We start from the raw sequence: 13,486 nt of genomic DNA on the forward strand, positions 1-13,486 counted from the left end.
CGTCGCCCGGCCATCGCGTCGCGCACCGGTCGCGCGGAATCCTCGCGCGGAATCGGAGTACACGTCCGCGCCGACAGCCCGGCCGACAGGGAGGATCGACACATGCGCAAGTCGAAATCCGTCGCGCACAGCGACGACAACCGCCGCAGTGGCGCGCCCGCTCCGGTGACGTACGTCGACGGCCGGGCCGCCCAGAACGCGGGTAAGTCGTCGCTGGCGATCTTGACCGTGCTCGTCGACAAGGCCCAGCGACTTCAACAACCGGCGGTGGCGAAGTACGTGCGCCGCGTGCGCCGCAAGCATCCCGACGAGGGTCCCGAGCAGGTGATCCGACGGCTGGAGAAGCACTACCTGCGCTCGGTCACCGCATCGGGAGGCGCGGTCGGCGCGGCCGCGGCGATTCCCGGCGTGGGCACCCTGACCGCCCTCGGCGCGATCACCGCGGAGAGCGCCGTGTTCATCGAGGCGTCCGCCCTGCTGGCCCTGGCGGTCGCCGAAGTCCACGGCATCTCGCCTGCGGACACCGAACGCCGCAAGACGCTGGTGCTCGCCGTCGCGCTCGGCGAAGAGGGCACGTCTGTCGTCGGGAAAGCGCTCGGAGCGCGAGGCGGTGACGCGATCGCCAAGCTCGGCGTGCCCGGGATGCCCGGGGTCAACCTCTCGACGCTCAATAAGACGCTCGGCAACCGGTTCATCAAGAAGTTCACGATCGGCAAGGCACCCGTCGTGATGGGCAAGCTCATTCCGGGCGGCATCGGCGCGGTGGTCGGCGGCGTCGGCAACCGGGCGCTGGGGTCGCTCGTGGTCCGCAATGCGCGCGAAGCCTTCGGTCCCCCGCCCCGCTTCTGGGACGTCGACGGGGAGGTTCTCGCGCACCAGCGCACGATCGAGGCCGGTTGACCGGCCGCGCGGCGCCGGCCGCGCAGGGCTGGATTCGCCGCCTGGTCGGCGAGTGCGGACGACACCGTCGCCTCGCCGTGGTGCTGGTCACCGTCACCCTCGGCGCCGTTGCCGTCGATCTGGTCACTCCACTCATCACCAAGGCCGCCATCGATTCGGCCACCGGTCAGCAGGCGGCCCGTGTGGGACTTCCCGTCCTCATCGGTGCCCTGCTGGTGGCCGCGGCACTGCGCTACGCGTGTCAGTTCGGCCGACGGATGACCGCCGGTCGCATGTCGGTCACGGTCCAAGACGGTCTGCGCCGCCGGCTGCTCGACACCCTCCATCACGTCGACGGACCGGCGCGCGACACGATTCGCACCGGCCAAGTGGTGTCCCGCTCCATCTCCGACCTCCAGGTGGTCCAGTCACTGCTGGCCATGGCACCGCTCTCGCTCGGCGGCGCGGTCCAGGTGGTGCTGTCGCTGGGTGTGATGGCCTGGCTGTCGCCGCTGCTGACGCTGGTCGCGATCGCCATCGTCCCGCTCATCGCGGTGATCGTGTACCGCAGCCGCAAACGGCTGTTCGCCGCCACCTGGGCGGCGCAGCAGGCCTCAGCCGAGGTGGCCGGCCACGTCGAGGAGACGGTGACCGGCGTGCGTGTGGTGAAGGGTTTCGGCCAGGAACGCAGGGCCACCGACGAACTCGCCGCCCTGGGCGAGCGGCTGTACCGCTTCAAACTGCGCGCCGCAAACCTGAGCGCGCGCTTCACGCCGACCATGGCATCGATTCCGCAACTCGGGATGGTCGCCGTCATCGGTCTCGGCGGATACCTCGTTTATGCCGGCGACATCACCGCGGGCACGTTCCTCGCCTTCTCCACCTATCTCGCCACCATGACCGGCCTCGCGCGCATCCTCACCAACCTGGTCGTGAACGCGCAGCTCGCCGCATCGGCGGTGACTCGCGTGTACGAGGTGGCCGACCACCCGCGCGATCGCGCCTTCGAGAACACGACGACCGTTCCCGACGGCCCGCTCGGCCTGAGCTTCGACGGCGTCGGACTCACGCTCGGCGGACGCCGGGTTCTCCGCGGCGTCGACCTGCGCGTGGCGCCGGGGGAATGCGTCGCCGTGGTCGGCGCGCCCGGATCCGGCAAGTCGACCCTCGCCGAACTCGTGACCGGCGCCTATCGGGCCGAGTCGGGGACGGTCGCGCTCATCGGCGCCGAGGGAAGCGGTCTGGACGTCACAGAGCTGGCGCCGGACGAACTGTACCGAGCAGTGGCGTTCGCCTTCGACGACCCGTTCCTGTATTCGACGACGATCGCCGCGAACATCGGCCTCGGCCCGCAACCGGTGCCGCCGGACGGGGTCGACGATTCCATCCGGGCCGCCGCACGCGCGGCGGCCGCCGACTTCGCCGCGGAACTGCCGGACGGATACGCCACCGAGGTGGGCGAGCGAGGCCTCACTCTGTCCGGAGGACAGAGACAGCGAGTCGCCCTCGCCCGAGCCCTGTATCAGGGCAGCCGGGTACTGGTCCTCGACGACGCGACGTCGGCGGTCGATGCCGCGACCGAGGCGCGGATCTTCGCTCATTTCCGCGCTCTCGGGACCACGATGCTGGTGTTGGCGCACCGCGATTCCACGCTGGCGATCGCCGATCGGGTCGCGGTCCTCGACGACGGCGTGGTCAGCGACGTCGGAACGGTCGCCGAACTCACCGAACGCAGTGCGCGTTTCCGCGCGCTGATGTCGCCGACCGACACCGCGGAACAGCGGGCGGCGGCCTCCGCGAGCGTGCGCGCGCAGAACGACATCGGCATCGAGGAGCTGTGGCCCGGCGGCGTCGACGCGCCGGCTCCGAAAGCCCGCCGTGAGGCCGCGCCCCCGATGCGCATCGGTCCCGGCGGCGGCGGTCGGGCCGGAGTGCTCGGCGCCATGCCCGCCACCGACGAGATCCGTGCCGCGGTGGCCGCACTGCCGCCCGCCGACGACGATCCGAAGGTGGACGTCGAGGCCGCCCGCGCCGAACGCACCGACTTCAGTCTCAAACAGATTCTGCGTCCGGTGGCCGGTCTGCTCGCCGTGGTGCTGGCGACGATCGCTGCGGACACGCTGATCGGACTGGCCTTCCCGTCGCTGGCGCGCACAGTTCTGGACGCCGCCTCGCGTTCGGATGCCGACGTGATCGGGGTCGCCGCGCTCACCGGCTTCGCGCTCGTCGCCGCCGCCTGGATCGCGGGGGCGGTGAACGTGGTGGCGGCGGCCCGCGCGGGAGAACGCGTCCTGTACGGCCTCCGCATCCGCAGCTACGCCCACCTGCAACGACTCGGCCTCGACTACTACGAGCGCGAACTCTCGGGCCGCATCATGACGCGGATGACCACGGACGTCGATGCCCTCTCCGGATTCGTCCAGAACGGGCTGTCGTCGGCCGTGGTCGCGGTGCTGACCCTGGTCGGTGTCTTCGGTGCCCTGATCGCGACCGACTGGGAGCTCGGTCTGGTGATCGCTCCGGTGTTCCCAGTCCTGCTGATCGCGACCGTCGTGTTCCGCCGGATCAGCTCGCGCGCCTACACCCGCACCCGCGAACTGGTGTCTGCGGTGAACGCGGACTTCCAGGAGAACATCGCGGGTCTGGCGACCACACGCGTGTACCGGCACATCCCGGTGGCACGGGCCGAGTTCGGCCGGCGCAGCGACGAGTGGGTCGACGCGCGGATGGACTCCCAGCGCGCCATCTCGGTGTACTTCCCCTTCATCACGTTCTGCTCCGACGCGGCCACCGCCGTCGTCCTCGGGTTCGGCGCCCATCAGGTGGCCTCCGGCGCGATGTCCTCGGGCACCCTGATCGCGTTCGTGCTCTACCTCGCGATGTTGTTCGGGCCCGTGCAGCAGCTCACGACGGTCTTCGATTCGTATCAGCAGGCGGCGGTCGGTCTGCGTCGCATCCGCGATCTGCTGCTGACCCCGAGTTCCCTGGTGGACGCACCGCAGGCCGATTCGGAGGCCTCGCCCGCCGAACTGGCGGCTCCCGCGTTCGACGGCGACGTTCGGCTCGACCGCGTGGACTTCCGTTACGCCGGGGCCGACCGCGACGCGTTGAGCGGGATCGAGATGCACATCCCGGCGGGCACCTCGCTGGCGCTGGTCGGCACCACGGGCGCGGGCAAGTCGACCATCGTCAAACTGCTTGCGCGCTTCTACGACCCGACGGCCGGCAGCGTGCGGATGGACGGTATCGATCTGCGGACCATCGATCTGCACCGCTATCGCAGCCGCCTGGGCGTGGTCCCACAGGAACCCCACCTGTTCGCGGGGACCGTTGCCGACAACATCGCCTACGGCAGGCCCGGTGCCTCGCGCGAAAGGATCGCCGAAGCCGCGCGACGAGTGGGCGCGGCGCAGATGATCGCCGGTCTCCCCGGAGGCATGGAGTTCGGCGTGTCCGAACGCGGGCGGGGACTCTCGTCCGGGCAACGCCAGTTGATCGCGCTGGCCCGCGCCGAACTGGTGGAGCCGGATCTGATCCTGCTCGACGAGGCCACAGCGACTCTCGATCAGGCCACCGAGGCGCAGGTGCTCGCGGCCGGCGAGGCACTCTCCCGGCGCCGCACGAGCGTGATCGTCGCGCACCGCCTCGCCACCGCCGCACGAGCGGATGTGATCGCGGTGGTCGAGGGCGGCCGGATCGTGGAGAGGGGCACGCACCACCGACTGCTGGCGGCACACGGCGAGTACCGGCGTCTGTGGGACGCCGGCGTCTCCCCCGACGACTGCGAGGCGCCGGCTGCCGGGCCGCGCCCGGCCGACCGCTCCAGCGTCGGCTGAGCCGCTCGGCGTTCCGCTGACCGAGACGATCCCCGCTGTCACACGGTGGTCAGCACGTGAGATTGACCACTTACCGCGGCGTGTCACCGTCTGTGCGGCACACAGCGCCCGAGCCGCGAGCGGTCCGCGTACCATCGATTGATGGCAGGTCGGCCGCGGTTCACGAGACCAGCGGTTCACCCGCCACGCGATCGAAGAACACCTGGGTGAATTGAGGCGAGACAGCGCTGTGAGCAGTTCGATTTCCGAATCCGACTTCGGACAAAACGAATGGCTGGTCGAGGAGATGTACCAGCGATTCCAGACCAACCCCGAATCAGTCGATCCGAGCTGGCACGAGCTTCTCAAGAACTATCGCCCGGGTTCGACGGCGACCGCCCCGTCCTCGAACGGTGCGGCCCAGGCGACCCGGGTGGCTCCGAAGCAGGCGGTCACGCTCGACACCGAACCGACCAAGGCCGCACCGGCGCCCACCCGCGCCCCCGCACCGGCACGTGAGTCGGCCGCGACCAAGGCCGCATCCGGCACCAGCCTGGCGGCGTCCGCCGCCAAGCCTGCCGCCGATGCCGGGACAGACACGAATAAGGTGCTCCGCGGCCCCGCCGCGACCATCGTGCGCAACATGTCGGCCTCGCTCGAGGTCCCGACCGCGACCAGCGTCCGCGCGGTTCCCGCGAAGCTGATGATCGACAACCGCGTCGTGATCAACAACCACCTCGCCCGCACCCGCGGCGGCAAGGTGAGCTTCACGCACATCCTCGGCTATGCGATCGTCCAGGCGATCAAGGCGTTCCCGAACATGAACCGCCACTTCGCCGTCGTGGACGGTAAGCCGAACGTCGTCACGCCCGCCCATACCAATCTCGGCCTCGCGATCGACCTGCCGGGAAAGAACGGGAACCGCACGCTGGTCGTCGCCGCGATCAAGGGCTGCGAGACCAAGAACTTCTCCGAGTTCGTCGCGGCGTACGAGGACATCGTCCGCCGGGCCCGCGACGGCAAGCTCGGCGCCGAGGACTTCGCCGGCGTCACAATCTCGCTGACCAACCCCGGCACCATCGGCACCGTCCACTCGGTGCCGCGGCTGATGCAGGGCCAGGGCGCCATCATCGGCGCCGGAGCCATGGAGTACCCGGCCGAGTTCCAGGGCGCGAGCGATGAGCAGATCGCCGAGATGGGTGTCGGCAAGCTGATGACGCTGACGTCCACCTACGACCACCGGATCATTCAGGGCGCCGAATCGGGCGACTTCCTCCGCAAGGTCCACACGCTGCTGCTCGACGACTCCTTCTGGGACGAGCTGTTCACCTCGCTGCAGATCCCGTACGAGCCCGTCCGCTGGCGTCGCGACGTCCCCGCCGGACTCGTCGACAAGAACACGCGCGTCCTCGAGCTCATCGCCGCGTACCGCAGCCGCGGTCATCTGATGGCCGACACCGACCCGCTGATGATGAACGCGGCCGCCAAGGCCTCGCATCCGGACCTCGATGTACTGACCTACGGCCTGACTCTCTGGGATCTGGACCGCACCTTCAACGTCGGCGGCTTCCACGGACAGCGGAACATGAAGCTGCGCGACGTGCTGTCGATCCTGCGCGACGCCTACTGCCGCCACGTCGGCGTCGAGTACACGCACATCCTCGACCCGGAGCAGCAGCGCTGGCTCCAGGAGCGGGTGGAGATCAAGCACGCCAAGCCGTCGGTCGCCGAGCAGAAGTACATCCTGAGCAAGCTGAACGCCGCCGAGGCGTTCGAGACCTTCCTCGCGACCAAGTACGTCGGCCAGAAGCGCTTCTCGCTCGAGGGCGCCGAAGCCGTCATCCCGATGATGGACGCGGTTCTCGATCAGAGCGCCGAACACCAGCTCGAAGAGGTCGTCATCGGCATGCCGCACCGCGGCCGGCTGAACGTCCTGGCCAACATCGTCGGCAAGCCGTACTCGAAGATCTTCACCGAGTTCGAGGGCAATCTCGGCCCCGCTGACGCGCACGGCTCCGGCGACGTGAAGTACCACCTCGGCGCCGAGGGCAAGTACTACCAGATGTTCGGCGACAACGAGATCACCGTCTCGCTCACCGCCAACCCCAGCCATCTGGAGGCCGTCGACCCGGTCCTCGAGGGCATCGTCCGCGCCAAGCAGGACGGCATGTCGGAGGACCGCGAGTTCGACGTGCTGCCGCTGATGCTGCACGGTGACGCCGCCTTCGCCGGTCAGGGCATCGTCGCCGAGGTGCTGAACATGTCGATGCTGAACGGCTACCGCACCGGCGGCACCGTCCACATCGTGGTGAACAACCAGGTCGGTTTCACCACCGCACCCGAGCACTCGCGCTCCACGCAGTACTGCACCGACATCGCGAAGATGATCGGCGCACCGGTCTTCCACGTGAACGGCGACGATCCGGAGGCCTGCGTCTGGGCCGCCAAGCTCGCCGTCGACTACCGCGAGGCGTTCCACCGCGACGTCGTGATCGACCTCGTCTGCTACCGCCGCCTGGGCCACAACGAGGGCGACGATCCGTCGATGACCCAGCCGGCGATGTACGACGTCATCAACAACATCCGCAGCGTCCGCAAGAGCTACACCGAAGCGCTGATCGGCCGTGGTGACATCTCCACCAAGGAGGCCGAGGACGCACTGCGCGATTACCAGGGACAACTCGAGCGCGTCTTCGTCGAAGTCAAGGAACTCGAACGGTTCACACCCGAGGCGTCGCCGTCGGTGGAGGGCGAGCAGACGCTGCTCACCAAGCTGGTGACCGCGGTGCCGCAGGAGAAGCTCGCGGAGATCGGCGACGCCTTCGGCAATCTGCCCGAGGGATTCAACGCCCATCCGCGCGTCAAGCCGGTCATCAAGCGGCGCCACGAGATGCCGGTCAAGGGCGACATCGACTGGTCGTTCGCCGAGATCCTCGCCTTCGGCACCCTGGTTCAGGAAGGCCGCACGGTGCGGCTGTCCGGTCAGGACTCCCGCCGCGGAACGTTCACTCAGCGCCACTCGGTGCTGATCGACCGCGAGAACGGCTCGGAGTACACACCGCTGAACCACCTGCCCGACGCGACCGGCCGCTTCCTGGTGTACGACTCGCCGCTGAGCGAGTACGGCGTGCTCGGCTTCGAGTACGGCTACGCCCTCGCCGACCCCGACGCACTCGTCCTGTGGGAGGCGCAGTTCGGCGACTTCGTCAACGGTGCGCAGTCGATCATCGACGAGTTCATCAGCTCCGGCGAGGCCAAGTGGGGTCAGCGCAGCGACGTCGTGCTGCTGCTGCCGCACGGCCACGAGGGCCAGGGTCCCGACCACACCTCGGGCCGCATCGAGCGCTTCCTGCAGTTGTGCGCCGAGGGTTCGATGACCGTCGCGCTGCCCTCGACTCCGGCGAGTTACTTCCACCTGCTGCGGCGCCACGTGCACGATGGCATCAGCCGGCCGCTGGTGGTCTTCACCCCGAAGTCGATGCTGCGCAACAAGGCGGCCGTCTCGCCGGTGGAGGATTTCACCGAGGGCAAGTTCCTCTCCGTGATCGACGATCCGCGTTTCGCCAAGCAGGGCGGCGACCGCGACAAGGTGCAGCGTGTGCAGCTGGTCAGCGGCAAGCTCTACTACGAGCTGGCCGCACGGCAGGCGAAGGACGGTCGCGACGACGTCGCGATCATCCGCGTCGAGCAGCTGTACCCGGTGCCCTACCGCAGGCTCGCGCGCACGCTGGAGCAGTACCCGAACGCGAAGGACTTCGTCTGGGTTCAGGAGGAGCCGGCGAACCAGGGTCCGTGGCCGTTCCTCGGTCTCTGGCTGCCGGAGATGCTCCCCGAGTTGCTCGGCGGCCTCCGCCGGATCTCGCGCCGGCCGATGTCCGCGCCGTCGTCGGGCTCCAGCAAGGTCCACGCGGTGGAGCAGCAGGAGATCATCGATCAGGCCTTCCGCTGATCTGATGCGACTCTGACACGACACACGAGAGGGGCCGCCCCGCTTCGGCGAGGCGGCCCCTCTCGTGTGTCCGCGGCCGGCGTCGCCGGCGCCGGCTCATGTCTGAGTCACGTTCCCGACCAGCCCGGCGAGGGTGGGCAGAGCGGCGACGAAGATCTGCACGAGCTGTTCCCGGGTGATCACCGGGTCGTCGAGCCAGCGGACGAGCGTCTCCTCCACGAAGGCGATCCAGCCCGCCACCGACAGTTCGATCGCCGGGCTCCGTTCGATCCCGATGGCGGGCGCGTGCGTCAGAATCCGCTCGGTCATCGCCGCGCGCGTCCGGTCGGCGACCGCTCTGATCGCGTCGTCCGCACTCGCCGCGCCGCGGATGACGCCCACGAACCCGCGCCCGTTGTCGGCGACGTAGTCGACGTAGGCGGTCATCGAGGCCTGGAGCATCGCGATCGGATCGCCGAGCTCGGCCTGCGGCTCCGTGCGGGCGAGCATCTCCTCCGCCTGCTCGGTGATGACGCTCAGATGGAAATCGGCCTTGGACTCGAAGTAGTGGAAGATCAGTGCCTTCGACACTCCCGCCGCTTCGGCGACCGCTTCCATCGTGACCGACTCCAGGGGACGGTCGCGTGCCATCTGCACGCCCAGATCGATGAGCTGACGACGGCGTGCAGCAGGGCTCAAACGGGTTCTGGCGGTGGTCATGCACCAACCGTAAGCGCTTATTGACCTGAATTCAATTGCCTATTGACTCGCGGTCAACACGCGCTTATCGTAGGCACCATGACAACGCATGATGTAGAGATCGCGATCATCGGAGCCGGGTTCTCCGGACTCGGTGCAGCCATCAAGCTCAGCCAGGAGGGTGTGGACGATTACGTCCTGCTCGACCGCGGCCAGGACTTCGGCGGCACCTGGCGCGACAACGTGTACCCGGGTGCCGCGTGCGACGTCCCGTCGCACCTGTACTCCTACTCGTTCGCGCTCAACCCGGAATGGTCCCGGTCGTACTCTCATCAGCCCGAGATCCACCGCTACATCAACGCCGTCGCCGACGAGCACCGCATCGGCGAGCACGCTCTGTTCGGCTCCGATGTGCGCCGTGCGGAGTGGGACGAGACCGCCGGACGCTGGAAGCTGGACTACGAGCGGGACGGCGAGAGCCACACCCTCACCGCGCGCACCCTCATCGGCGGCGTCGGACCGCTGTGCGAGCCGAACCTCCCCGATATCGAGGGCTTCGGCGACTACCGGGGCAAGATCGTGCACTCGGCCCGCTGGGACACCGACTACGACTTCACCGGCAAGCGCGTGGCCGTCATCGGCACCGGCGCCTCGGCGATCCAGATCGTGCCGCAGCTGGGCAAGGTGGTCGGACACATGGACGTGTACCAGCGCACCGCGCCGTGGATCATCCCGCGCAACGAGCGCCCGTACCTGAGCGTGGAGAACTGGGCGTTCAAGAACGTCCCCGGTCTGCAGGCGGCCATCCGCGGCGGCATCTACTCGTTCAACGAGGTGGTCGCGGCCGGGATGACCTACGCCCCGAAGGCGCTCAAGCCCGTCGAGGCGCTCAGCCGAGCCAACATCTTCCGCGGTATCCGCGACCCCGAGCTCCGCAAGGCGGTGACCCCGCGGTTCGCGGTGGGCTGCAAGCGCATCCTGAAGTCCAATGAGTGGTACCCGACCCTCGACCAGGACAACGTGGAACTGGTGACCGACGGCATCGACCGCATCACCGAGACCGGCATCGTCACCGCGGACGGCACCGCCCGCGACGTCGACGTGATCGTCGTCGCGACCGGATTCCACGTCACCGACTCCCCTGTCTTCGACACCATCGTCGGGGCGAACGGCGAGAGCCTGGCACAGGTCTGGGAGCGCGAGGGCATGCAGGCCTACAAGGGCTCGTTCGTCCACGGTTTCCCGAACCTTATGCTGCTGATCGGACCGTCGACCGGTCTGGGCCACACGTCGATGGTGTACATGATCGAGTCACAGCTGAACTACCTGGTGGACTACGTGCGCAAGACACGCGCCCACGGGATCACCAGAGTGGACGTGCGCAAGGACGCGCAGGACCGTTTCAACGCGGGGATCCAGCGCACGCTGCGGTCCAGTGTCTGGGTGAACGGCGGGTGCGCCTCCTGGTACAAGGATCACAACGGCGACATCACCGTCCTGTGGCCGGGGTTCACCTTCAACTTCCGCAATCAGACGCGTTCGTTCGACCTCGACGCGTACGACGTGCGCACCGCGGACCGGCCCGCCGTCGTCGCAGAGTCCGTGCAGACCGCTGACGAGGCCCCGGCCGAACCCATCGGCACCGACGCCTGACCCGACCGGCACCCGACTTCCCGACACCGCAACTTCCCGACTTCAGGAGAGAACTATGAAGGATTTCAACAACAAGGTCATCGTCATCACCGGCGCCGGCTCCGGGATGGGCCGCGACCTGGCGGTCAAGCTCGCCAAGCGCGGTGCCAAGATCGCCATCTCCGATGTGAACCCGGACGGTCTCGCGGAGACCGAGCGGCTGGTCGCAGCGACCGGTGCGCAGGTGCACAGCCAGTTGCTCAACGTCGCCGAGCGAGAGGCCGTCCTCGCGTACGCCGACACCGTGGCCGGCCACTTCGGCACCGTCAACGCGATCTTCAACAACGCCGGCATCGCGCACCACGGTGAGGTCGAGACCATGGAGTTCAAGGACATCGAGCGTGTCATGGACATCGACTACTGGGGCGTCGTCAACGGCACCAAGGCGTTCCTGCCGTACCTGATCGCGTCGGGCGACGGCCACGTCGTCAACACCTCGTCGCTGTTCGGCCTGCTGGCCGAACCGGGTCAGGCCGCATACAACTCCGCCAAGTTCGCCGTCCGCGGCTTCACCGAGGCGCTGAATCAGGAGATGATCATCGCGAAGCAACCGGTCAAGGTGACCTGCGTGCATCCGGGCGGAATCAAGACGGCGATCGCCCGCAATGCGACCACGTCGGGCGATCACGACCAGGCGAAGACCGCGGAGTTGTTCGACAAGTACCTGGCGAACACCAGCTCGGAGAAGGCCGCCGACATCATCATCAAGGCGGTCGAGCGCGACCGCGCACGCGTCCTCGTCGGCGCGGACGCGAAGGTACTCGATCTGTGCGTCCGTCTGGTGGCCTCCGGCTACCAGGGCATCGGCGCCCGCGTCACCGGTTGGGCGCTCAAGCGCACCAAGTAGCCTCCCGGACCACGGACGGGGCCGCCGCGACGAGACGATCGTCGCGGCGGCCCCGTCTCGGTGTACGAGCCCGGCGGATCAGACGCCGTGCGTGCCGATCCATTCGTTCGCGACGGCCGCGGGGTCGGCGCCCCGCTCCACGCGCGCGGCGAGCTCGGCCAGATCCGCGGTGGTCAACTCACCGGCGACACGGCTGAGCGCCTTCATCTGCGGCTTGCCGATCAGGGATGCGCGGAATACGGGCACGAGATCCTGCGCCATCGGCCCGGATTCGGCCGACCGCAGGGCCGTCACGTCGTCGCGGCCGGCTAGCGCCGTCGCCGCCTCCAGCCCGGTCAGCGTTCCGAGCGCCTGCCCGCCGCGGACGCGGTCGGCCACCTGCTGCGGCGTCAGGCGCTCCGTGATCGCACCGAACCGGCAGACGCTGAACGCCTGCTTCTCCTCCGCGGTCAGCTCGCCGGTGCTCACCAACGGCAGTCCGGGCGGCACCGCCCCGCATTGCGCCAGGTCGGTGAGGTGATCGGCGTCGGAGACGGTCTGGGCGAGGATCAACTGCCTGCGGTCGTTCACCGCTGCCGGATCGCCGATCGTCACGCCCTGCGGCAGAGCGCGGTTCACCGCCTCCTCCACGTCTTCACTCGACACGGCGTCGGGCCCGGGCATCAACGCGGTCAGCAGTTCGCCGGTGAACGCCGGGAACAGGTCCACATCGCCCTGCGCCGCCTCGTCGAGGAGCCGTCTGTCGGCCGACGCCCGGCCGCCGACGTCGACTCGGACGCCGGTGCGCGCGAGCGCTCCCGCGTAGATCTGCGCTGCCACCTGCATCTCGGGGGTGCCGTCGGTACCGACGCGCAGAGGTGCCGGTACATCGGATCCGCACGCCGTGATCAGGGTCGCAGCCGCGCCGATCGCGGCCGCGAGAGCGGCGGCGCGGCGGGAGAATCGTCGAGTAGACATCGCCGACCAGACTAATCGACGCTCACGCCGTGGCCGCGAAACCGATCACCGACGTCGCGATCAACTGGACCGCGATGGCCGCCAGAAGCAGACCGGCGATCTTGGCGAGCAGCGTGATGCCGCTGACCCGCAGCACCCTGATGATGCCGGTCGAGAAGAACAGCGCCAGCGCCACCACGGCATGGACGGTGAGAATGGCCGCGGCGATCGCCGTGTACCCGGGCACATCTCCGTGTACCTGGCTGACGGCGACGATCACCGCGGCGATGGCTCCGGGGCCGGCGAGCATCGGTGTGCCGAGCGGTACCAGCGCCACGTTGACGTCGTCGGACACCTGTGCGGCGGTCGAACCGCCGAGTCCCATGAGCAGTTGCAGCGCGACCAACAACAGCAGCAGTCCACCCGCGCCCTGCAGCGCCGGTATGCCGATGTGCAGGTAGGCCAGGATGGCGCGGCCGCCGACCGCGAACAGGCTGATGACGAGCAGCGACACCAGCGGTGCCTGCCAGGCGGCCTTACGCCGGTACTCGGCTGAGCGCCGGCCGACGAGGGACAGGAACACCGGAACCTGCCCGGGCGGGTCCATGATGACGAGCAGGGTGATCGCGGTCGTCGTGTACACGGAGACGTCGAATGGCACGGACTGAGTGTAAGCGGGCGGCCCGGCGG

The 13,486-nt window shown here is 68.7% G+C and carries 8 protein-coding genes; 5 read left to right on the forward strand and 3 right to left on the reverse strand.

The features are described 5' to 3' along the window. The first annotated feature begins 102 nt into the window (after positions 1 to 102). From GSI01S_RS09995 to GSI01S_RS10005, 3 genes are all read left to right on the forward strand, one after another. A complete protein-coding gene (locus GSI01S_RS09995; protein WP_006896431.1) occupies positions 103 to 900 on the forward strand; it encodes a hypothetical protein in 798 nt (265 codons plus the stop codon). Beyond that, positions 897 to 4,715 carry an ABC transporter ATP-binding protein gene (locus GSI01S_RS10000; protein ID WP_006896432.1) on the forward strand — a complete coding sequence of 1,273 codons (3,819 nt, stop codon included), beginning with the start codon at positions 897 to 899 and terminating at the stop codon, positions 4,713 to 4,715. Before GSI01S_RS09995 ends, GSI01S_RS10000 begins: the two co-directional genes overlap by 4 nt. A 229-nt stretch (positions 4,716 to 4,944) precedes the next feature. After that, entirely contained in the window at positions 4,945 to 8,643 is a 3,699-nt protein-coding gene (locus GSI01S_RS10005; RefSeq protein ID WP_006896433.1) for a multifunctional oxoglutarate decarboxylase/oxoglutarate dehydrogenase thiamine pyrophosphate-binding subunit/dihydrolipoyllysine-residue succinyltransferase subunit, read from the forward strand. 96 nt (positions 8,644 to 8,739) lie between these two features. Here the strand turns inward: GSI01S_RS10005 and GSI01S_RS10010 are convergent, their stop codons facing one another. Further along, a complete protein-coding gene (locus tag GSI01S_RS10010; protein ID WP_006896434.1) occupies positions 8,740 to 9,342 on the reverse strand; it encodes a TetR/AcrR family transcriptional regulator in 603 nt (200 codons plus the stop codon). 78 nt (positions 9,343 to 9,420) lie between these two features. Between GSI01S_RS10010 and GSI01S_RS10015 the strand changes: the two genes are divergently transcribed. Together GSI01S_RS10015 and GSI01S_RS10020 are read left to right on the forward strand one after the other, a co-directional pair. Continuing rightward, the gene (locus GSI01S_RS10015; protein WP_006896435.1) at positions 9,421 to 10,974 is read left to right on the forward strand and encodes a flavin-containing monooxygenase; all 1,554 of its coding nucleotides are present in this window, start codon (positions 9,421 to 9,423) and stop codon (positions 10,972 to 10,974) included. A 55-nt stretch (positions 10,975 to 11,029) separates the two neighbouring features. Next, positions 11,030 to 11,860 carry an SDR family NAD(P)-dependent oxidoreductase gene (locus tag GSI01S_RS10020; RefSeq protein WP_006896436.1) on the forward strand — a complete coding sequence of 277 codons (831 nt, stop codon included), beginning with the start codon at positions 11,030 to 11,032 and terminating at the stop codon, positions 11,858 to 11,860. 78 nt (positions 11,861 to 11,938) lie between these two features. Here the strand turns inward: GSI01S_RS10020 and GSI01S_RS10025 are convergent, their stop codons facing one another. Next, positions 11,939 to 12,817: a glycine betaine ABC transporter substrate-binding protein gene (locus GSI01S_RS10025; RefSeq protein ID WP_006896437.1), complete on the reverse strand. Its 879-nt coding sequence runs from the start codon at positions 12,815 to 12,817 to the stop codon at positions 11,939 to 11,941. A gap of 22 nt (positions 12,818 to 12,839) precedes the next feature. After that, positions 12,840 to 13,457: a MarC family protein gene (locus tag GSI01S_RS10030; RefSeq protein WP_039867436.1), complete on the reverse strand. Its 618-nt coding sequence runs from the start codon at positions 13,455 to 13,457 to the stop codon at positions 12,840 to 12,842. Between the last annotated feature and the right edge of the window lie 29 nt (positions 13,458 to 13,486).

The sequence above is a fragment of the Gordonia sihwensis NBRC 108236 genome, assembly GCF_000333035.1.
Classification (GTDB): Bacteria; Actinomycetota; Actinomycetes; order Mycobacteriales; family Mycobacteriaceae; genus Gordonia; species Gordonia sihwensis.